Annotated in this window: 18 protein-coding genes and 1 pseudogene; 17 read left to right on the top strand and 2 right to left on the bottom strand. The window is 71.4% G+C overall.

Going from position 1 to position 21,537, the window contains the following annotated elements; genetic code table 11:
• Nucleotides 1–220 precede the first annotated feature (220 nt).
• Nucleotides 221–1,315, top strand: coding sequence for a hypothetical protein (locus EF903_RS02675; RefSeq protein ID WP_125540961.1), 1,095 nt, complete (start codon nucleotides 221–223; stop codon nucleotides 1,313–1,315).
• Nucleotides 1,316–2,012: 697 nt separating this feature from the next.
• On the opposite strand, the gene EF903_RS02670 is transcribed toward EF903_RS02675, so the two are convergent.
• Entirely contained in the window at nucleotides 2,013–2,399 is a 387-nt protein-coding gene (locus EF903_RS02670) for a helix-turn-helix domain-containing protein (RefSeq protein ID WP_125540960.1), read from the bottom strand.
• A gap of 100 nt (nucleotides 2,400–2,499) precedes the next feature.
• Here EF903_RS02670 and EF903_RS02665 point away from each other — a divergent pair, with 100 nt between their 5' ends.
• From EF903_RS02665 to EF903_RS02590, 15 genes and pseudogenes are all read left to right on the top strand, one after another.
• Complete coding sequence (locus tag EF903_RS02665) at nucleotides 2,500–2,907, top strand: RidA family protein (RefSeq protein WP_125540959.1); 408 nt, start codon at nucleotides 2,500–2,502, stop codon at nucleotides 2,905–2,907.
• Between the two features lie 238 nt (nucleotides 2,908–3,145).
• Nucleotides 3,146–4,339 carry a cytochrome P450 gene (locus EF903_RS02660; protein WP_125540958.1) on the top strand — a complete coding sequence of 398 codons (1,194 nt, stop codon included), beginning with the start codon at nucleotides 3,146–3,148 and terminating at the stop codon, nucleotides 4,337–4,339.
• Entirely contained in the window at nucleotides 4,336–4,542 is a 207-nt protein-coding gene (locus EF903_RS02655; RefSeq protein WP_125540957.1) for a ferredoxin, read from the top strand. Before EF903_RS02660 ends, EF903_RS02655 begins: the two co-directional genes overlap by 4 nt.
• Before the next feature lie 209 nt (nucleotides 4,543–4,751).
• Entirely contained in the window at nucleotides 4,752–5,162 is a 411-nt protein-coding gene (locus tag EF903_RS02650) for an SAV_915 family protein (RefSeq protein ID WP_125540956.1), read from the top strand.
• A pseudogene (gene lysA, locus EF903_RS02645) lies at nucleotides 5,159–6,492 on the top strand (diaminopimelate decarboxylase). The gene EF903_RS02650 and the pseudogene lysA overlap by 4 nt, the downstream one beginning before the upstream one ends.
• Nucleotides 6,493–6,968: 476 nt before the next feature.
• A complete protein-coding gene (gene kdpF / locus EF903_RS02635; protein ID WP_125540954.1) occupies nucleotides 6,969–7,058 on the top strand; it encodes a K(+)-transporting ATPase subunit F in 90 nt (29 codons plus the stop codon).
• Nucleotides 7,059–7,065: 7 nt separating this feature from the next.
• Nucleotides 7,066–8,730, top strand: a complete 1,665-nt coding sequence (gene kdpA, locus EF903_RS02630) for a potassium-transporting ATPase subunit KdpA (protein WP_125540953.1) — start codon at nucleotides 7,066–7,068, stop codon at nucleotides 8,728–8,730.
• Nucleotides 8,731–8,759: 29 nt separating this feature from the next.
• Nucleotides 8,760–10,862, top strand: a complete 2,103-nt coding sequence (kdpB, locus tag EF903_RS02625; protein ID WP_125540952.1) for a potassium-transporting ATPase subunit KdpB — start codon at nucleotides 8,760–8,762, stop codon at nucleotides 10,860–10,862.
• Nucleotides 10,863–10,869: 7 nt separating this feature from the next.
• Nucleotides 10,870–11,547 (top strand): potassium-transporting ATPase subunit C, encoded by a 678-nt coding sequence (locus tag EF903_RS02620; protein ID WP_125540951.1) that lies wholly within the window; start codon nucleotides 10,870–10,872, stop codon nucleotides 11,545–11,547.
• A 98-nt stretch (nucleotides 11,548–11,645) separates the two neighbouring features.
• Complete coding sequence (locus EF903_RS02615) at nucleotides 11,646–12,332, top strand: response regulator (RefSeq protein WP_125540950.1); 687 nt, start codon at nucleotides 11,646–11,648, stop codon at nucleotides 12,330–12,332.
• A gap of 20 nt (nucleotides 12,333–12,352) precedes the next feature.
• Nucleotides 12,353–14,896 (top strand): sensor histidine kinase KdpD, encoded by a 2,544-nt coding sequence (locus EF903_RS02610; RefSeq protein ID WP_125540949.1) that lies wholly within the window; start codon nucleotides 12,353–12,355, stop codon nucleotides 14,894–14,896.
• 119 nt (nucleotides 14,897–15,015) lie between these two features.
• Nucleotides 15,016–17,517, top strand: coding sequence for a cation-translocating P-type ATPase (locus tag EF903_RS02605; RefSeq protein WP_125540948.1), 2,502 nt, complete (start codon nucleotides 15,016–15,018; stop codon nucleotides 17,515–17,517).
• Nucleotides 17,514–17,951, top strand: coding sequence for a DUF6153 family protein (locus tag EF903_RS02600; RefSeq protein ID WP_125540947.1), 438 nt, complete (start codon nucleotides 17,514–17,516; stop codon nucleotides 17,949–17,951). Before EF903_RS02605 ends, EF903_RS02600 begins: the two co-directional genes overlap by 4 nt.
• A 93-nt stretch (nucleotides 17,952–18,044) precedes the next feature.
• The gene (locus EF903_RS02595) at nucleotides 18,045–18,698 is read left to right on the top strand and encodes a DUF305 domain-containing protein (RefSeq protein WP_125540946.1); all 654 of its coding nucleotides are present in this window, start codon (nucleotides 18,045–18,047) and stop codon (nucleotides 18,696–18,698) included.
• 104 nt (nucleotides 18,699–18,802) lie between these two features.
• On the top strand, nucleotides 18,803–20,074 hold the full coding sequence (locus EF903_RS02590) for an APC family permease (RefSeq protein ID WP_125540945.1): 1,272 nt from the start codon (nucleotides 18,803–18,805) through the stop codon (nucleotides 20,072–20,074).
• 28 nt (nucleotides 20,075–20,102) lie between these two features.
• Here EF903_RS02590 and EF903_RS02585 read toward each other — a convergent pair whose 3' ends face one another.
• Entirely contained in the window at nucleotides 20,103–20,432 is a 330-nt protein-coding gene (locus tag EF903_RS02585; protein WP_125540944.1) for a MerR family transcriptional regulator, read from the bottom strand.
• A 692-nt stretch (nucleotides 20,433–21,124) separates the two neighbouring features.
• On the opposite strand from EF903_RS02585, the gene EF903_RS02580 reads away from it, so the two are divergent.
• The gene (locus EF903_RS02580) at nucleotides 21,125–21,361 is read left to right on the top strand and encodes a hypothetical protein (protein ID WP_125540943.1); all 237 of its coding nucleotides are present in this window, start codon (nucleotides 21,125–21,127) and stop codon (nucleotides 21,359–21,361) included.
• The last annotated feature ends 176 nt before the right edge of the window (nucleotides 21,362–21,537 follow it).

Here is a 21,537-nt window from a genome sequence, read left to right as displayed (position 1 = left end):
CAGCGGGGCCCACGAAACCGCAAGACGCCCCACGGCTCTGCGCCGCCGGCGGGCCGCCGCAGTGCACGCAACGGTCCTCCCGCTCGAAACCCTGCTGTGCGGCAGCACAGATTGCTGACACGATGCCCTGCACGACTGGTCCATGGAGCGACCCTATTGCGGGACTGATGCCGTACAGCAGGAGGCAGCACCCGCCCCTTGCACTTGGAGAAGAGCACCAGTGACGACGACCCCCGGCAACGACATAGCCCTGGCGCTGATCGCGCAGGACATCATGTTCTTGCGACGCTTCGCCCGCAGCATCACAGCCGCCCCACAACTGGCTGTCGTCCCGATCTTCTGCATGCACAACTACATGTGCCTGATCATCCACGAGTCCCACCGAGCGCTTCGCCACATCGCTCCCGACCTCTCGGACGCACTTGCCTACGACTACGCACCTGCCATCGAGCGCGCTCGGCAATCGGTCAAGCTATACGACGACAAGTACAAGGAACTGGACGACGTTGGCGCCGACTTCCGGCGCATCGTCGACGAGCACCGCGAGGAGTTCCTGAACAATACCTGGCTACCGCTGGCCCGGCCGCTGGAAAAGGACCTCGTCCTGTGGCGTTTTCGCGGCAGGCTCGTCTCCACCTCCCACACAGCCAGCTTCTTCCTCGCCTTCCCCCCGCAAGCTTTCAAGGATTCCGAGATGCTTGGCGCCAAACTCCACGCCATCGCCGTGGAACAGGGCAGCTATATCGCCACAGCGGCAGACGGACTTCCTTGGGAAGGACAGTCATTTTTCGACACCGTGCAGGAGACGGACCTGACCAAGACAGAGGTACGTGCAGAGAAGTATTACCGTCGAAGCTTCGATCCGATCCTGCCAGAGGAGATCAAGGCATCCCTGGCAGCCATGACCTGCGCGCTAAACACGACCAGTGTCCTCGTCACCGACGACCGCAACCCCTCCTCAGCGATCACCTTGTGGAAGCTGCGGTACATCACGCTCCACCACGCGCTCTCCAGTCTCCGCAAGCTTGATGAAGAGTACGGAGCCCAACTCCGCCCGCCGGACCGATCACTGCTGAAGGGCGTCCTCGACTCCCCGACAAGCAACCTGATTCTCCAGGCCCACGGAGGGTTCCGGAACACTTTGGTTCACTACCGCCCCTCATGGCACGTGCAAGAACGGCTTTCCCTCCAGGCGCCGCTCTACGGTCTCCTAGACGCCTATTTCTCTGTGGATGAAGCACAAGCGTTGTACGAGCAACTCGCGGACCACACGGCTCATGTTGCCAGCCGCATGAGCGCCTGGTGCGAAAACTAGGTAGCCGCCAAACTGCCATGCAGGTCTGTCCCAATCACCGATCCCTCCCTGGCCCGGGAACAAACCGCGGCGATGATCCGGCAGGAATACAGTGCAGGCCCCTGGCAGACCCTCCAGGTGGCTCTGGAACCGGTTCGGCCGCGTTCGAAACCGCCCGAACCGCCAGCGCTGAACGAAGGAGACGAGGGCTGTCGCCGCCGTCGTCGTCCGGTGGATAACTGCACCCGTGTCGCTGGCGAGGACGGCCGGAGTCGGCCTCAACGACGTCGGGTCCACGTGACAGAAGCCGCCACGGCATGCCGACACGCTACCTGCGCCAGCAATATGCGCGAATACCGACTGGTGCACCCATCAGCAACCCCAGGGGCTGATGCTGACTGTTTGCTGACGAAAGCCCCGTCACCACGCTGCTGACCTGCGGAAACGTCCAGATGTCAGATGTAGGACTTGAACATGGTGCGCAGCAATGTGAGCTCCTAGAAGACGGCTCCCTGCCGGCTTTATGCAGGTCAAGGGCGTCCTGCACTCTACACCGGGAGGCGTCGGAGCGGAGTTCCAAAGGAAAATCCACCGCCTCGGAACGAGAAGGCTCCCGGCCTGCACTTCGCATCGGCCGGCCTCGTCGGGACGCGGGGGGCTGATGCCGGCCACCGGGCTCCACAGGGCCTGTGTCGGCCTCTCGGTGTCGTCGCCGCCGTCAGGCCGAGTCGAAGCGCCGGCGGGCCGTCTCGATCGCGTCCAGATGGCGGTGGGTCCAGTCGCACATGGCGTCGACCGTCGCACGCAGTGCCCGGCCGGGCTCCGTGAGGGTGTACTCGACGCGTGGCGGCACGGTGGGGTGGACCGTGCGTTCGACCAGGCCGTTGCGCTCCAGCAGGCGCAGGTTCTGCGTGAGCATCTTGTGGCTGATGCCCTCGACCCGGCCCCGCAGCTCGGTGAAGCGCAGGGTCCGGTCGCCCACCGCTTCGATGATCAGCAGCGCCCACTTGTTGGCGATGTCGGCGAAGATCTCCCGCGCGAGGGAATCCGCCCGTGTCACATCCGCTTCGTCCTTGGCCGAGCCCTTGACCTGCTTGCTCACCATGAGGTTCCCCAGTCACCGAAAAGTGCGTTCTTCCACGTCAGCGCTCACTCTCCTACGGTTCCCCAGTAACCACAAGAGAGCACGAGGAGGGAACACAGCCATGCCCATCACCCTGGTGAACCCGGACGGACTGCCCGAGATCGACGTCTACCGACAGGTGGCGATCGCCTCCGGTACACGGATGGTCTTCATCGCCGGGCAGGTCGCCTGGGGCGCCGACGGCGCCACGGTCGGCGAGGGCGACCTGGCCGCCCAGGTCGAGCAGTGCTACCTGAACATCTCCACCGCCCTGGCCGGTGCAGGGGGTTCCTTCGCCGACGTCGCGAAACTGACCGTCTACGTCGTCGACTGGACACCCGACAAGATGCCCCTCCTCCTGGCCGGGATCTCCCGGGCGGCCGGGAAGCTCGGGGTCACCCCGGTGCCGCCGGCCACGCTCATCGGCGTGGCGGCGCTGGACGTGCCCGAGCACCTGGTCGAGATCGAGGCGACCGCGGTCCTCGGCTGATCAGCCCCCGCGTGGGACCGGGGGCCGGCCGTCCCGCTCTGACAGCCGGCTTCCCGATCCGCCGGCCGCATTGCCTTCGCTTTCATTCATTGCAATGCGATGTTGCATTCGATCGCAGACCATTGCATCAATTGACCGGCATTGAGCTGGGAATATGCGGTTCGAACATTGACGCATATGTGAATGCAACATAGCTTTCGAGGGTCGCCGAACGCGTCATATCGTGAGAGGAACGGCCATGAGCGAATCCGTCCACACCGTCACGTCCCTGCCCACGGAGCGTCGATCCGGCTGTCCCTTCGACCCGCCGGCGGAGCTGGCGGACGCCCGCCGGCGGGGTCCCGTCAGCCGGTACATCCATCCGGGCGGCAAGCCCGGATGGATGATCACCGGGTACGACCTGGTCAGGTCGGTCCTGGCCGACCCGCGGTTCAGTTCGCGCAAGGAGTTGATGAGCGTCGTCGACTTCGAGCTTCCTCCGGCGCCGCCCGGCGAGTTCCTCCTGATGGACGAGCCGCAGCACAGCCGCTACCGCAAGCCGCTGGTGGGCAGGTTCACCGTGCGGCGGATGCGGCTGCTCACGGAGCGCATCGAGCAGATCACCGCCGAGTGCCTGGACGCCATGGAGCAGGCCGGGCCGACGGCGGACCTGGTGACCGCGTTCGCCAAGCCCATTCCCACCATCGTCATCTGCGAGATCCTGGGCGTGCCGTACGGGGACCGCGCCTCCTTCCAGGAGCAGATCGACGCGTTCATGGGCGGGGAGGCGAGCGACGAGGAGCTGATCGCGGCCTACACCGCGACGCAGGAGTACCTCGCCCGGCTGGTGGCCGCCAAACGCGCCAACCCCACCGACGACGTGCTCAGCGAACTCACGGACGGCGACTTCACCGACGAGGAGCTGAAGGGGATCAGCCTCATCCTGCTGGCGGCGGGCTTCGACACCACCGCCAACATGCTGGCCCTCGGCACCTTCGCGCTGCTGCAGAACCCGGGGCAACTGGCCGCGCTGCGCGCCGACCCCGCGCTCACCGACGGGGCCGTGGAAGAACTGCTGCGGTACCTGAGCGTCGCCAAGACCTTCCACAGGACGGCTCTCGAGGACGTCGTGGTCGGCGGCCAGAGCATCGAGGCCGGCACGACGGTCGTCCTCTCCCTCCACACCGCCAACCGCGACCCCGAGCGTTTCACCGACCCCGACGTGCTCGACCTGCGCCGGCCCTACGACGGCCACCTCGCCTTCAGCCACGGCATCCACCAGTGCCTGGGCCAGCAACTCGCCCGCGTCGAGATGCGGGTGGCGTTCCGCGCCCTGATCGACCGCTTCCCCACGCTGCGCCTGGCCGTCCCGGCCGGCGAGGTCCGCCTGCGCCCGGAGACCGCCGACATCTTCGGTGTGAAGAGCCTGCCGGTCACCTGGGACGCGGAATGAGCGCGCCCCGCCTGAGCGTCGACCGCGAGCGCTGCATCGGCGCCGGGATGTGCGCCATGACCGCCCCGGAGGTGTTCGACCAGGACGCCGGCGACGGTCTGGTGGTCCTGCTGGAGGCCGTGCCGTCCGCGGACCGGCTCACGGCCGTGCGGATGGCCGCCGGCGTCTGCCCGTCCGGGGCGATCAGCCTCGACGGGGCGTAACCCGGGGGCCGTTCGGAGAGGGGACGCCGTCCGGCCGAGCCGCCTGCCGGCCGTCAGCGATGCGTATGGGCTCCGCCGGCCGGCGTCAGGATCCCGTCAGGGGCAGCGCACGGGGCCATGGGGCCGGGTATGGCTTTCGAGTGCCGCTCCGGACTGCCTCCCCGCACCGGGGCAGCGTCTTCCGTTCACGGCTCCTCGAGGAGGGCCCCATGTGTCTCTTCCGGTACGACGACGATCCCGATCCCGAGGAACGGGTCCCGGCCGGGCTGCTCTACGTGCCCGTCCGGCCGGGGGCGGCGGAGGTGGTGGTACGCGTGTTCCGCACCCCGCTGGGCGCACGCACCGCTGTCGGCTTCACCGACGCCGCCCGGCTGGCCGCGACGCTGGGCGCGCAGCAGCCGTGGATCAGGCTGTCCGAGACCGCGCTGCGGGCTCTGGTCGAGCCGCTCGGGACGGCGCTGCTGACCGTCGACCCGACGTTCACCGCTCCCGCGGTCTCCGGTCCCGCGGTCTCCGGTCCGCCCGCGGCGGACTCCCCCGCGACCGGTCCCGCCGCGGTCCCGGCCCCCCGACGCTCCGGTGCGGCGCCGGCCGCCGGAGAGCGGGGGACCACGCGATGACCACTGCGGTCATACCCGCACCGGACTCCGGTACGGGCGGCCTCTCCGTCTGGCCGGCCTCCACGGCCCGGCTCGCCCACGGCGGCCTGGCCGTCGGCGGGGTGGACCTCGCGGAGGCGGCGGAACGCTTCGGCACGCCCGTCTACGTCCTGGACGAGGGCGAGGTGCGCAAGCGCTGCCGGGCCTACCGGGACGCCTTCCCCGAGGGCGACGTCCTCTACGCCGCGAAGGCGTTCCTCTCCCGCGCGATGGTGCGCTGGGTCCGCGAGGAGGGACTGGCCTGGACGTCTGCTCGGCCGGAGAGCTGGAGCTCGCGGTCACGGCCGGGTTCCCGCCCGACCGGATCGTGCTGCACGGCAACGCCAAGTCCCCTCGCGACCTGGGGAGCGCGCTGCGGCTCGGCGTCGGGCGGATCGTCATCGACAGCCCTTCGGAGATCGCACGCATCGCCGCCGCCGTCGGGCCGGAGGGGCGGCAGAAGGTGCTGGTGCGGGTGGTGCCCGGTATCTCCGCCGGCGGCCACAGCAAGATCCGTACGGGCACGGACGGGCAGCACTTCGGACTGTCCCTCGCCGACGGATCCGCGCTGCACGCGGTGGCCCGCGTGCTGGCCCAGCCCCGGCTGGAGCTGACGGGGCTGCACTGCCACATCGGTTCCCAGATCGCCGAGGTGAAGCCCTACCTCACCGCACTGCGCCGCATGGTCGGGCTGATGGCCCGCATCCGCGACGCACACGGCCGCGTCCTGCCCGAGCTGGACCTGGGCGGCGGGCATGGCGTCGCCTACCGGCCGGGTGAACCCGCCCTGGACGTCGCCACGCTCGCCCGCAGGCTGCGGAGCACGCTGACCGAGAGCTGCGCCGCCGCCCGCATGCCCCTGCCCCGGCTGGCCGTCGAGCCCGGCCGGGCCGTCGTGGGGCCGGCCGGTGTCGCCGTGTACCGGGTCCTCTCCGTCAAGCACACCGGGGACACCGTGTTCGTCGCCGTCGACGGCGGAATGGGCGACAACCCCCGGCCGGCCCTGTACGGGGCCCGCTACGCGCCCCGGCTGATCGGCCGCGCACCGACGGCGGGACCCCGTGCGGCCACGGTGGTCGGCCGGCACTGCGAGGCCGGGGACGTGCTCGCCGCCGGGGTGGACCTGCCCGGCGACGTCCGGCCCGGCGATCTGATCGCGCTGCCGGTGGCGGGCGCGTACCAGCTCTCCATGGCCTCCGGCTACAACATGGTGGGCCGGCCGCCGGTGGTGGCGGTCCACGAGGGAGTGGCCCGCCTCCTCGTCCGCCGCGAAACCCCGGAGGACCTGCGTCGGCGCGACATCGGAGCGTAGCGGCGCACGCGGAGACGCCCGTTGCGGTGGAGAATCCCGCCGGCCCCCGCCCATGGCGAGGGACCGGCGGGATTCCGCAGTCGCCGGGGTGTCGCGTGCTTCCCGGCCGCCGTCGGGGATCCGCACCGGGAGGCGCTCCGGCCCGGTCTCGGGCATCGGCGCCGTCACCTGCGTCCCCGGCTGTTGCCCGGTCGGCCCGGCCGCCATTCGCGGCAGGCGAGGACCGTCGGCATCAGGGCGGCATCAGGGCGGCGTCAGGGCGGCGTCAAGGATTCCGCTGCGCCCGTATGGGCCTCGTCAAGGCGTCTTAACGCGGGGGCCGACTCGCGGTTTGCTCTGTCTCGGCCACTCCGGCCGATTCCCTGTCATCTCATCACTTCATTCCAGGAGCTCACGATGGCCGATCTGGCCTTCGTCGTCACCACGGTCGCGGTCTTCGCGCTGGTGGGCCTCATCGCCAAGGGGGTGGCGAAGCTGTGACCGTCGAGAACATCGTCGGCCTGCTGGTCGCCGGCGCCCTGCTCGGCTACCTCGTCCTCGCCCTCGTCAAGCCGGAGAGGTTCTGAGCCGGACATGAGTCCCCAGATGGCTGGTGTGCTCCAGCTGCTCGCCCTGATCGCCGCCCTGGCGCTCGCCTACCGGCCGCTCGGCGACCACATGGCCCGCGTGTACTCCTCCGAGAAGCACCTCCGCCCGGAGAAGTGGATCTACAAGGCCATCGGCGCCGACCCCTCGGCGGAGATGCGGTGGCCCGCCTACCTGCGCGGCGTCCTCGCCTTCTCCGCGGTGGGCGTCCTGTTCCTCTACGCCCTGCAGCGCCTGCAGGGTTCCCTGCCCGGCTCGCTCGGCTTCGCCTCGATCGACCCGGACCAGGCGTTCAACACCGCCGCGTCGTTCGCGGCGAACACCAACTGGCAGTCGTACGCCGGCGAGCAGGCCATGGGGCACGTCGTGCAGACGGGCGGCCTGGCGGTGCAGAACTTCGTCTCGGCCGCCGTCGGCATGGCCGTCGCCGTGGCCCTCGTACGGGGTTTCGCCCGCTCCCGCACCGGCGAGCTCGGCAACTTCTGGGCCGACCTGGTGCGCGGTGTGGTCCGGATCCTGCTGCCCCTCTCCGTGATCGGCGCGGTCGTTCTGGTCGCCTGCGGCGCCATCCAGAACTTCTCCGGCATCCACGAGGTCGGCCGGTTCGCGGGCGGCACGCAGCAGTGGAACGGCGGGGCGGTGGCCTCGCAGGAGGTCATCAAGGAGCTGGGCACCAACGGCGGCGGCTACTTCAACGCCAACTCCGCCCACCCCTTCGAAAACCCCACCCCGTTCTCGAACCTCTTCGAGGTCTTCCTGATCCTGGTCATCCCGTTCGCGCTCACCCGCACCTTCGGCAGGATGGTCGGCTCGGTGCGCCAGGGCTACGCGATCCTCGCGACCATGGCCGTCATCTGGATCGGCTTCACCGCCCTGATGATGTGGACCGAGTTCGCCGGCAGGGGCCCTGCGTTCGAGATCGCCGGCGGCGCGATGGAGGGCAAGGAGACCCGGTTCGGGATCGGCGGCTCGTCGATCTTCGCCGTGGCGACCACCCTGACCTCGACCGGTGCGGTCAACTCCTTCCACTCCTCCTACACCGGCTTCGGCGGCGGCATCCAGCTGCTGGGCATGCAGCTGGGCGAGATCGCGCCCGGCGGTGTCGGCTCCGGCCTCTACGGCATGCTGATCATGGCGATCATCGCGGTGTTCCTCGCGGGCCTGATGGTCGGCCGCACGCCCGAGTACCTGGGCAAGAAGATCGGCACCCGCGAGATCAAGCTCGCGGCCTGCTACATCCTGATCACCCCGGCGCTGGTCCTCGGGTTCACCGCCGCGGCGATGGCCCTGCCGACCCCGGCGGACTCGATGCTGAACGGGGGCGCGCACGGGTTCTCGGAGATCCTCTACGCCTACACCTCGGGTGCCAACAACAACGGCTCCGCCTTCGCCGGCCTGAACGCCGACACCCAGTGGTTCAACTCGACGATCGGCATCGCGATGCTGCTGGGCCGGTTCCTGCCCATGGTCTTCGTGCTTGCCCTCGCCGGCTCGCTCGCCGAGCAGAAGCCCGTCCCCGAGACGGCCGGGACCCTCCGTACCGACAAGCCGCTGTACGCCGGCCTGCTCGTCGGCACGATCGTCATCGTCGCCGGCCTGACCTACTTCCCCGCGCTCGCGCTGGGCCCGCTGGCCGAAGGGCTGGCCTCATGACCTCCGACACCAGGAAGCAAGAGGACGTCATGCCGACCGTGACTCCGACCCGCGCTCCGCACCAGGACGCACCCGCCGGCGGCAAGGCCGCCGCCGGCCGCGTCGGCGGCGGGCTGTTCGACCCCGCACAGCTGCTGAAGTCCTTCCCGGACGCGATACGCAAGCTCGACCCGCGCACCATGGCGAAGTCGCCGGTCATGTTCGTGGTCCTGGTCGGCTCGGTGGTCACCACCGTGCTGGCACTGGCGGACCCGACGGACTGGTTCGGCTGGGCGATCACCGCCTGGCTCTGGCTGACCACCGTCTTCGCCAACCTCGCCGAGGCCGTCGCCGAGGGCCGCGGGAAGGCCCAGGCCGACACCCTGCGCAAGGCCAAGACCGACACCGTCGCCCGCCGGCTGACCGCCTCCGGAGCCGAGGAGTCCGTGCCCGGCACCGAGCTGCGCATCGGTGACCTGGTGGTCTGCGAGGCCGGCGACACCATCCCCGGCGACGGTGACGTCGTGGAGGGCGTGGCGTCCGTCGACGAGTCGGCCATCACCGGCGAGTCCGCGCCGGTCATCCGCGAGTCCGGCGGTGACCGCTCCGCCGTCACCGGCGGCACGAAGGTGCTCTCCGACCGGATCGTCATCAAGATCACGACGAAGCCCGGCGAGACCTTCATCGACCGGATGATCAACCTTGTGGAGGGCGCCGCCCGGCAGAAGACACCCAACGAGATCGCCCTCAACATCCTCCTGGCGTCCCTCACCATCGTCTTCCTGCTGGCCGTGGTCACCCTCCAGCCGTTCGCGGTCCACGCCGGCGCCAAGCAGTCGATGATCGTGCTGACCGCCCTGCTGGTCTGCCTGATCCCCACCACCATCGGCGCCCTGCTCTCCGCGATCGGCATCGCCGGCATGGACCGGCTCGTCCAGCGCAACGTCCTGGCCATGTCCGGCCGCGCGGTGGAAGCGGCGGGCGACGTCTCCACCCTGCTGCTCGACAAGACGGGCACCATCACCCTCGGCAACCGCAGGGCCGCCGGGTTCGTCCCCGTCGAGGGCACCACCGCGGCCGAACTCGCCGACGCCGCCCAGCTCTCCTCCCTGGCCGACGAGACCCCCGAGGGCCGCTCGATCGTCGTCCTGGCCAAGGAGGAGTACGGACTGCGCGAGCGCCACCGGGGCGAACTGGCCCACGCGGAGTGGATCGCCTTCACCGCCCAGACCCGCATGTCGGGCGTGGACGTCGACGGCCGCAAGATCCGCAAGGGCGCGACCGGGGCGGTCCTCGCGTGGGTGGCCGAGCGCGGCGGCACCGTCTGCGACGAAGCCCGAGCCCTCGCCGACACGATCGCGCAGGCGGGCGGTACGCCGCTGCTCGTCGCCGCCGAGGACGAGAACGGGCCCCGGATCCTCGGGGTCGTCCACCTCAAGGACGTGGTGAAGGAGGGCATGCGCGAGCGGTTCGAGGAGCTGCGCCGCATGGGCATCAAGACCGTCATGATCACCGGCGACAACCCGCTCACCGCCAGGGCCATCGCCGAGGAGGCCGGCGTCGACGACTTCCTCGCCGAGGCCACCCCCGAGGACAAGATGGCCCTCATCAAGCGGGAGCAGGCCGGCGGCAAGCTCGTCGCCATGACCGGCGACGGGACGAACGACGCCCCGGCACTGGCCCAGGCGGACGTCGGCGTGGCGATGAACACCGGCACCTCGGCCGCCAAGGAGGCCGGGAACATGGTCGACCTCGACTCCGACCCGACCAAGCTCATCGAGATCGTCGAGATCGGCAAGCAGCTCCTCATCACCCGCGGCGCGCTCACGACCTTCTCCATCGCCAACGACGTCGCGAAGTACTTCGCGATCATCCCGGCCATGTTCGCCGTGGCCTACCCGGGCCTGGACAAGCTCAACATCATGGGCTTGTCCTCCCCCGAGTCGGCGATCCTGTCCGCCGTCGTCTTCAACGCGCTGATCATCGTGGCCCTCGTGCCCCTCGCCCTCAAGGGCGTCCGGTACCGGCCGACCAGCGCCGACCGGATGCTCCGCCGCAACCTCGGCGTCTATGGACTCGGCGGCCTGATCGCCCCGTTCATCGGCATCAAGCTGATCGACCTCCTCATCTCCCTCATCCCCGGAATCGGCTGAGACGACCATGAACAACTCCGTAGCCGGCACGGCACGCCTGATCGGCGCGGGCCTGCGGGCCCTGCTCGTCCTGACGATCGTGTGCGGCGTGCTCTACCCGCTCGCCGTCACCGGCATCGCCCAGGCCCTCTTCCACGACAAGGCCAACGGCTCCGAGATCAAGGACAAGACCGGACGGGTCGTCGGCTCCTCCCTCATCGGGCAGACGTACAACCTGCCCCGGCAGAACCCCGACGACCCGGAGGAGGCAGCCGAGCCGGACCTGAAGTGGTTCCAGCCCCGCCCCTCCAACGGCCTCGGCACCAACAGCGTCAACACCCGGTACTCCCTCGTCCTCTCCGGCGCCACCAACCGTGCCGGCGACAGCGAGGACCTCATCGCGTGGGTCACCGACGCCAAGGCCGCCGTCATCGCCGACAACTCCACCGCCACCCACCAGGTCAAACCGGAAGACGTGCCGGCCGAGGCCGTCACCTCCTCCGGCTCCGGACTCGACCCGCACATCTCCCCCGCGTACGCGCAGCTCCAGGTGCACCGGGTGGCCGAGAGGAACGGGCTGGACGTCCGGCAGGTCGAGAAGCTGGTGAGGGAACACACCGAGGGCCGGCAGCTAGGCTTCATGGGCGAGCCCCGCGTCAACGTGCTGGAGCTCAACACGGCCCTCAAGGCCTTGGCCGAGGACTGACGGCCCACCCCGCATGACCGGGGACCGGCGGGGGCACGGACACGCGCGCCCGCCGGTTCCCACCGCGTTGCCCGCTACGAAGGAAAGGCTGCCCACCGATGACCCGGGTGCTGGTGGTGGAGGACGATCCCCAGCTCGTCCGCGCACTGAGGATCAACCTCCAGGCGCGCAAGTTCGACGTCGAGCAGGCCTCCGACGGCGGTACCGCCCTGCGGCTCGCCGCCGCCCGCAAACCCGACGTCATCGTCCTCGACCTCGGGCTGCCCGACATGGACGGCATCGAGGTCATCAAGGGCGTGCGCGGCTGGAGCCGGGTCCCCATCCTGGTGCTGTCGGCCCGGCACACCTCCGAGGAGAAGGTCCGGGCGCTGGACGCCGGGGCCGACGACTACGTCACCAAGCCGTTCAGCATGGACGAGCTCCTCGCCCGGCTGCGGGCCGCCTCCCGAAGGCAGCTCGAGCCGGCCCGGCGGGCCGACGACGTCACGGTGGTCGAGACCGACGAGTTCACCATCGACCTGCCGGCGAAGAAGGTGCGGCGCGGTGACCGGACCGTACGGCTCACCCCGACGGAGTGGCACCTGCTGGAGATCCTCGTCACCCATCCGGGACACCTCGTCTCGCAGAGCCGGCTCCTGCTGGAGGTCTGGGGTCCCACCTACCGCGAGAACACGAACTACCTGCGGGTCTACATGGCCCAGCTCCGGCGCAAGCTGGAGGCCGACCCCTCCCGGCCGCGGTACCTGATCACCGAGCCCGGCATGGGCTACCGCTTCGAACCCTGAACGGAAGAAGAGCCACCATCATGGGACGCGGAAAGCTGCGCATCTACCTGGGCGCGGCACCGGGCGTCGGCAAGACGTACGCCATGCTCTCCGAGGCCCACCGCCGGATCGAGCGGGGCACCGACTGCGTGGTCGGGTTCGTCGAGCACCACAGCCGGCCGCGCACGGCGGTGATGCTGCACGGCCTGGAACTGGTCCCGCGGCGCGACCTGGAGTACCGGGGCACCACGTTCGCCGAGATGGACGTGGACGCCATCCTCGCCCGCAGGCCTGCGGTGGCCCTGGTGGACGAGCTGGCGCACACCAACGTCCCCGGCTCCCGCAACACCAAGCGGTGGCAGGACGTCGAGGAGCTGCTCCAGGCCGGCATCGACGTGGTCTCGACGGTGAACATCCAGCACCTGGAGTCCCTCGGCGACGTCGTCGAGACCATAACCGGGGTACGCCAGCGGGAGACCGTGCCCGACGAGGTCGTCCGGCGGGCCGACCAGATCGAACTGGTCGACATGTCCCCCCAGGCGCTGCGCCGCCGGATGGCCCACGGCAACATCTACAAGGCCGACAAGGTCGACGCCGCCCTGTCCAACTACTTCCGGCCCGGCAACCTCACCGCCCTGCGCGAGCTCGCCCTGCTCTGGACCGCCGACCGGGTCGACGAGTACCTGCGCGAGTACCGCGGCGAGCACAACATCCGCACCACCTGGCAGGCCCGCGAACGCATCGTCGTCGGCCTCACCGGCGGCCCCGAGGGCCGTACGCTCATCCGCCGGGCGGCCCGCCTGGCCGAGAAGGGCGCGGGCGGGGAGGTCCTCGCCGTGTACATCGCCGCGAGCGACGGGCTGAGCACCGCCTCGCCCAAGGAACTCGCCGTCCAGCGCACCCTGGTCGAGGACCTCGGCGGCACCTTCCACCACGTCATCGGCGACGACGTCTCCGAGGCCCTGCTGGAGTTCGCCCGCGGCGTGAACGCCACGCAGATCGTGCTCGGCGCGAGTCGGCGCCGCTCCTGGCAGTACGTGTTCGGGCCCGGGGTCAGCGCCACCGTGGCCCGGGAGTCCGGGCCGGACCTCGACGTGCACATCGTCACCCATGACGCCGCCGCCAAGGGGCGCGGCCTGCCCATCCCGCGTACGGCGCGGCTGGGGCGGTCCCGGATCATCTGGGGCTGGCTGACGGCGATCGCCGGCCCGGCCCTGCTCACCCTGCTGCTCAGCCAGGTCCTCCCCGGTCTGGGGCTCGCGAACGACATGCTGCTGTTCCTGACCTGCACGGTGGCGGCGGCCCTGCTGGGCGGGCTGATGCCGGCGCTCGCCTCGGCGGCTGTCGGCTCACTGCTCCTGAACTACTTCTTCACGTCGCCCGTCCACCGGTTCACCATCGCCGACCCGAAGAACATCGTGGCCCTCGTGATCTTCGTGGGGGTGGCGGTCTCGGTGGCCTCCGTGGTGGATCTGGCCGCCCGCCGCACCCACCAGGCCGCCCGCCTCCGGGCGGAGTCCGAGATCCTGTCGTTCCTGGCCGGCAGCGTCCTGCGGGGCGACGACTCCCTGGACGCCCTGTTGGAACGCCTGCGCGAGACCTTCACGATGGACTCCGTGGCGCTGTTGGAACGTGCGAGCGAGGTCGAACCCTGGACGCTCGCCGCCGGCGTCGGGTCCCGTCCGGTCGGCCGCCCCGAGGACGCCGACGTCGACATGCCCGTCGGCGAGAACCTGTCGCTGGCCCTGTCCGGCCGGGTGCTGCCCGCCGAGGACCGCCGCGTGCTCGGCGCCTTCGCCGCCCAGGCCGCCGTCGTCCTCGACCGGCAGCGCCTGGTCGGCGAGGCCGAGGAGGCCCGGCGGCTCGCGGAGGCCGACCGGATCCGCACCGCGCTCCTCGCAGCCGTGAGCCACGACCTGCGCACCCCGCTCGCCGGCATCAAGGCCTCCGTCAGCTCGCTGCGCTCCGACGACGTCGAATGGTCCGAAGAAGACCGGGCCGACCTGCTGGAGGGCATCGAGGAGGGCGCCGACCGGCTGGGCCAGCTCATCGGCAACCTGCTGGACATGTCCCGGCTCAACACGGGCACCGTCGTGCCGCTCATCCGCGAGACCTACCTCGACGAGGTCGTGCCCATGGCCCTGGGCGGCCTGCCGGAGGACAGCGTCGCGCTCGACATCCCCGAAACCCTCCCCATGGTCGCCGTCGACCGCGGGCTGCTGGAGCGCGCCGTCGCCAACGTCGTCGAGAACGCCGTCAAGTACAGCCCCGCGGGCCGGCCGGTGCTCATCACCGCCAGCGCCCTGCGCGACCGGGTCGAACTCCGCGTGGTGGACCGGGGACCGGGCGTCCCGGACGAGGCGAAGGGCCGCATCTTCGAACCCTTCCAGCGCCACGGTGACGCCCCGCGCGGTGCCGGCGTCGGCCTGGGCCTCGCGGTCGCCCGCGGCTTCACCGAGGCCGTCGGCGGCACCCTCGCCGCGGAGGACACACCCGGCGGCGGACTGACCATGGTCCTCACCCTGCCCATGGCGGGGCACGAGCCGCCGTTCACGGCCGATCTGCCCACCTCGGCAGTCAGCTGACGGTCGGCAGCCGCTGCCCGGGCCGCCGTTGCGGGGACGCCGCCGCGGCCCCAGGGTGAAGGAGGGGAGGCACTGCGACCGGGTGCGCCCCCCGCGGCGTACCGGGGAGGTGAACGGGCATGCCGTACCCGAGGAACCTCGGACCGGGCGGGGCGGGCAAGGAGCGCAGTACCGCGGTGCTGGACGTGCGGGGGATGGTCTGCGCCACCCAGCAGAACACCGTCGCCGCCGTGCTGGGCCGCCGGCCGGGCGTCCTCGACGTGGAGGTCAACCCCGTGGCGCAGTCGGCCACGGTCGTCTTCGACCCGCGCCGGACCTCACTCGCCCAGCTGCGCGGATGGGTGGTCGAGTGCGGCTACCACTGCGCCGGCCAGTCGGTGCCGGCCCGCATCTGCGACCCGATGGACGAGCCCGACCCGCCGGGTGCGGCGGGATCGGCCGAAGCGGTACGCCCCGCGCACGTGGAGCACGGGCCGGGGGGCGCGCCGCCCGACGAGGCGGCGGGCCACGGCGGGCACGGCGGGCACGGCGGGCATGCGGGGACGTCGATGGCGGCGATGGCGGCCGACATGCGCAACCGCTTCCTCGTCGCGGTGCTCTTCTCCGTTCCGATCGTGGTCTGGTCACCGATCGGCGAGGAGGTCTTCGGGTGGCACGCCCCCGTCCCGTTCGGCCTCCGGCAGGACGTGTGGGCGCTGCTGCTGAGCCTGCCGGTGGTCTTCTACTCGTGTTCGGTGTTCTTCGCCGGGGCCGCCCGTGCCCTGCGTGCCAGGACGCTGGACATGATGGTGCTCGTGGCGGTCGCCGTCGGCGCCGGCTGGCTGTACTCGCTCGTCGTCACGCTCACCGGCGGCGGGGAGGTCTTCTACGAGGCCGCCACCGTACTGGCCTCCTTCGTCCTGCTCGGCCACTGGTTCGAGATGCGCGCCCGCGGCGGCGCCAACGACGCGATCCGCACCCTGCTGGACCTCGCACCGCCCAAGGCCGTCGTCCTGCGGGACGGCGAACCGGTCGAGGTCACCACCGCCGAGGTGGCCGTGGGTGACCTGCTGCTCGTCCGTCCCGGTACGAAGATCGCGGCGGACGGGGTCGTGGAGGACGGCGAGAGCGAGGTCGACGAGTCGACCGTGACCGGGGAGAGCCTGCCGGTGCACAAGGCGCCGGGCTCCGCCGTGGTCGGCGCCACCCTCAACACGAACGGCACGCTGCGGGTACGGGCGACCAAGGTGGGCGCGGACACGGCCCTGGCCCAGATCGTCCGGCTGGTCCAGGAGGCCCAGAACTCCAAGGCACCGGGCCAGCGGCTGGCCGACCGGGCAGCGTTCTGGCTGGTCTTCGTCGCCCTCGTGGGCGGCGCACTCACCCTCGCCGTCTGGCTGGTGGCGTCCGACCGCCCCTTCGGCGAGGCCATGCTGTTCGCGATCACGGTGGTCGTCATCACCTGCCCCGACGCACTGGGCCTCGCCACCCCCACCGCGATCATGGTGGGGACCGGGCTGGGCGCCAAGCGGGGGGTGCTGTTCAAGAACGCGATGGCCCTGGAGGCGTCGGCGGGCGTCCGGACCGTCGTGATGGACAAGACCGGCACCCTGACCCGCGGAGAACCGGAGGTCACGGAGGTCGTCGCCGCACCCGGGCAGGATGCGGACGAGGTCCTGCGGCTGGTGGCCGCGGTCGAGCGGGAGTCCGAGCACCCGCTGGCCGGGGCCATCGTCCGCCACGCCGACTCGCGCGGCGCCCCGCCGTACCGGGCCCGTCACTTCGAGAACGTGCCCGGTCACGGGGCGACCGCCGTGGTGGACGGTCACCGCATCGCCGTGGGCAACCGGCGGCTGGCCGAACGGGAGGGCGTGGACCTCGGCCCGCTCGCCGCCCGGCGGGACGAGCTCGCCGCCACCGGCCGAACCGTCGTCATCGCCGCCGCCGACGGACGGGCCGCCGCCCTGATCGGTATCGCCGACGCACCGCGGGAGACCTCCCGGGCGGCGGTCCGCGAGCTGCACGCGCTGGGCGTCGAGGTCGTCATGCTCACCGGCGACAACCGGGCCACCGCCGAGAGGATCGCCCGCCAGCTGGGCATCGACACCGTGATCGCCGAGGTCCTGCCCGGCGACAAGGCGGCCACCGTCGCCGAGCTCCAGCGCGGCGGCCGCACGGTCGCCATGGTCGGCGACGGCGTCAACGACGCGCCCGCCCTCGCCCAGGCCGACCTCGGCATCGCCATCGGCGCGGGCACCGACGTCGCCATCGAGACGGCCGACCTCGTCCTGATGCGCTCCGACCCGCTGGACGTCCCCACCGCGCTGCGCATCGGCCGCGGCACCCTGCGCAAGATGCGCCAGAACCTGGGCTGGGCCATCGGCTACAACGCCATCGCCCTGCCCATCGCCGCGGGCGTCTTCGAACCCGCCACGGGGCTGGTCCTCCGCCCCGAGATCGCCGCTCTTTCCATGTCCGGATCCAGCATCATCGTCGCCGTCAACGCCCTGGCCCTCAAACGCCTCCGCCTGCCCGGTCCCGACCCCGCGGACCCGGCGGCCCGGGGCGCCGGCAAGGACGGACAGCCGGGTTCCGGCCCGTCACACGCGCGGGCCGGGAGCGGTCGTACGGTGGAGACATGACGGGTCACGAGCCCCGCTCGCATCCGCAGTCCCGGCGACCGCCGCGGACCGTCCTGCTGCTTGCCCTCGGGCTCCTGATCGGGCTGCTCGGCATGCACGCCCTGGGCACGGCCGCCGCCCTGCCGCCGCGGGAGGGAGCCGGGTACGTCCCGGTCCACCACGCCGCGACCGCCGAGGACGCCCCACGCCACCAGTGCCCGGACGGCGAGGACGGGGCGCCGGCCCGGCACACCGGCCACGCGGACCGGATGTGCGCGTCCGCGGCACTGCCCGGATCCCCCGGCATCCTCGCGCCGGACACCGCGCCTCTCACCGGCCGGCCCGGCGGCCTCGCCCACCTCCCGGCCGCCCTGCCGATCGCCGCTCTGGCCTACGAGCCCGCCGGCGGACGGGCACCGCCCCTGATCACCGAACTCCAGACCATGCGGACATGAGGGTCCGTGCCCAGGCCTGCGCCTGCGCCTGCGGGCACAGGGCGCGGACCGCACAGCCCTTCCCTCCGCATCCGATCACTGGAGTCCAGAGACATGAACACGCACCGATCCCTGCCGCGCCGCGCGGCCTTGGCGGCCACGGCGTTCGCAGCCGCACTGGTCGTCGCCGCGTCCGGCGGCGGCGAGAGCACGGTCACGGCCGACACGAGCGCCGCGGCCTCGACCACGACCACGACCACGCCTGCGTCGACACCGGACGACCGGCACAACCAGGCGGACGTCGCGTTCGCGCAGGGGATGATCCCCCACCACCGCCAGGCCGTCCTGATGTCCGACATGGTCGCCGCGCACGGCGCCTCCGCCGACGTCAAGACGCTCGCGGCCGAGATAAGGAAGGCACAGGTCCCGGAGATCGAGACCATGTCCGGCTGGCTCAGGGCATGGGGCGAGAAGGTTCCCGCCGGCACGGGCATGGACGGCATGGGCCACCGCGACGACGGCTCCGGCATGCCCGGGATGATGGACCACCGGGAGATGGGCCGGCTGGGCGACGCCCGGGGCAACGCCTTCGACACCATGTTCCTGACCATGATGATCGAGCACCACGAAGGCGCGATCGACATGGCCGGGACCGAGAAGCAGCGGGGCGCCTACGGTCCCGCCAAGGATCTGGCCGACGCCATCATCACCTCCCAGACGGCCGAGATCGCCCGGATGCGGCAGATGCTCGACGCCGGACGGCCGTAGGGGGACCGGGCCCGCGGCCGGACTGCCGCCCCCTGCTCCTGTCCCGTCACCTTGCTGCTGTACGGTGCGCCGGTACATCTGCCGGAGCGGTCGGGGAGCAAGTGATGGGCGTGGCGTCGGGGTCGGCGGGCGCGGGCGGGTTGAAGCGGCACCTGGGTGTGTTCGACGCCGTGATGATCGGCCTGGGGTCGATGATCGGGGCGGGGATCTTCGCGGCCCTGGCTCCGGCGGCCGGTGCCGCCGGGTCGGGGCTGCTGCTCGGCCTGGCGCTGGCGGCGGTGGTCGCGTACTGCAATGCCACGTCCTCGGCGCGGCTCGCCGCCCGCTACCCCGCCTCGGGAGGGACCTACGTCTACGGGCGTGAGCGGCTGGGCGAGTTCTGGGGCTACCTCGCCGGCTGGGCCTTTGTGGTCGGCAAGACCGCCTCCTGTGCGGCGATGGCGCTGACCGTCGGCTCCTACGTCTGGCCCGGGCAGGCCCACGCCGTCGCCGTCGCGGCCGTGGTGGCGCTGACGGCCGTCAACTACGCCGGAGTGCAGAAGTCCGCCTGGCTCACCCGGGTCATCGTCGGCGTGGTGCTGGCCGTCCTGGCCGCGGTGGTGGTCGCCGCCTCCACTTCCGGCGCCGCGGACGCCGCCCGCCTGGACGTCGGGGGCGACGCGACCTTCGGCGGGGTTCTCCAGGCGGCGGGCCTGCTCTTCTTCGCCTTCGCCGGCTACGCCCGCATCGCCACGCTCGGGGAGGAGGTCCGCGACCCAGCCCGCACCATTCCGCGGGCCATCCCGCTGGCTCTCGGCATCGCGCTCGCCGTCTACGCCGCCGTCGCCGTCGCCGTGCTGCTCGTGCTGGGCCCGCAGGGGCTGGCGGACGCCGCCGCTCCGCTGTCGGATGCCGCACGTGCCGCGGGCGCGGACCGGCTGGCGCCGGTGGTCCGGGTGGGCGCCGCGGTGGCCGCGCTCGGCTCGCTGCTCGCCCTGATCCTGGGGGTCTCGCGGACGACGCTGGCCATGGCCCGCGACCGCCACCTGCCGCACGCGCTGGCCGCCGTGCACCCGAGGTTCCAGGTGCCGCACCGTGCCGAACTCGCGGTCGGCGCCGTCGTCGCCGTACTCGCCGCCACCGCCGACCTGCGGGGCGCCATCGGCTTCTCCTCCTTCGGCGTGCTCGTCTACTACGCCGTGGCCAACGCCTCCGCCTGGACGCTCACCCCCGGCGAAGGGCGGCCGGCACGGATCGTTCCCGTCGTCGGCCTGGCCGGCTGCCTCGTCCTCGCCTTCGCCCTGCCCGCCTCCTCCGTGGTCTCCGGAGCGGCGGTGCTGGCCGTCGGCGTCGCCGCCTACGCGGTGCGCCGTGCGCTGTTCACCCGGGAGCCGTAGGTCCGGCGCGGGCGGGTGGCGGTCCGGTTCAGTCCGACGACGCTTCGGCCGCGCGGCGGTACTCGGCGTTGATGCGCTGGGCCTCTTCGAGCTGGTCTTCGAGGATGATGATGCGGCAGGCGGCCTCGATGGGGGTGCCCTGGTCGACGAGTTCCCGGGCCCGGGCGGCGATGCGCAGCTGGTAGCGGGAGTAGCGGCGGTGTCCGCCCTCGGAGCGGAGCGGGGTGATCAGGCGGGCCTCGCCGATGGCGCGGAGGAAGCCCTGGGTGGTGCCGAGCATGGCGGCGGCCCGGCCCATCGTGTAGGCGGGGTAGTCGTCGTCGTCGAGACGATCGTCGAACGATTCGCGTGCTGTCATCTGCACCTCTCTCACGGAACGCGTTGAGGGGCCCTGGCGCCGTACGGCACCAGGGCCCCGAAGGAACTACTACACCATCTGTCGGCCCTGACATGGCGCCGACCCTGTACTTCCGCCGCCCCGGCGCAGAGTCTGCCGGGAGTGCGGGGATCGCGGCTGCTTGACCGGAGACCACCTCGCTGTCGATGTCCTGCGGTACCCGGGCTCGACTGCCCGCCCGGGCGATCCTGATGGCGCTCTGTTCCTCCGTTTCTTCCCTCGGTGTGCTCTGCACTTCACTGCTTCACTGCCCAGCCGCACCTGCGGCTGTCGGCGGCTCCTGATCACTGCGAGCCGCCCGGTGCGGTGGTCAGCCCCGTCGCCGTCCTACGCTCAACCTGGCTTCGGAACTCCACCGCCGCACCGTCCTGCGGACATGCAACTACGTACTGCTTCCTGGCAGTTCGTCTCTGCCAGGCCCTGCGGACCGTCTGCGTTACGAGAGAAACCATACCCCCGCCGCTGCGGAAAATCTACTTCAGCCGCGACAGATTTTCGGATCCGCCGGAAGAAGGCCGGCACTCCGGGACCCCGCCCCCGGCAGGGAGCCGCCGCAGCCGCGGCGAAGAACCCTTTGATCCCGTTCGGCCGATACGGCCAGGATGATCGTATTTTTCCTGCGCTAGAATCCTTTACCGAGCCCTTACGCTCCGTTGAGCGGGTTCGCGCTCAACTTCGCGGACGCCGTGGGCGGCCCGCCGATGCCGGACGGAAGAACGGGGGACGACGTGCGACGACACTGCAACGCCCCGACCCTGCCCTCCGCTCCCGCGGATCAGCGCTTCCGCCCGTTCCGGGGCCGTGCCCTGCGGGCCGTCCGCGTCGACAACGCCCCCCGCGGCCGCGTGCCTGATATCGGCCTCAGCGGCTCCGGCGACCGGCGCTTCTGACACGTTCCCGGCTCGGGGCCCGCCTTTCCCGGCCCCGTCGGCCCGACGCTCCATCCGTCGCCCGGCTCGCCGGGCGTACCCGGGTCACTCGCCGGTGCGTCCGCCGGCGGCGCGCCCCCGCGGCCGCTGATCCGTCGGATCTCCGCCCGCGGCACCCTCGCTCCGTTCCCCCGCCC

The organism is Streptomyces sp. WAC05292 (assembly GCF_003949955.1).
GTDB lineage: Bacteria > Actinomycetota > Actinomycetes > Streptomycetales > Streptomycetaceae > Streptomyces > Streptomyces globosus.
Note: the sequence above shows the minus strand (reverse complement) of the source record. Positions and strands in the feature narration are given on the sequence as shown.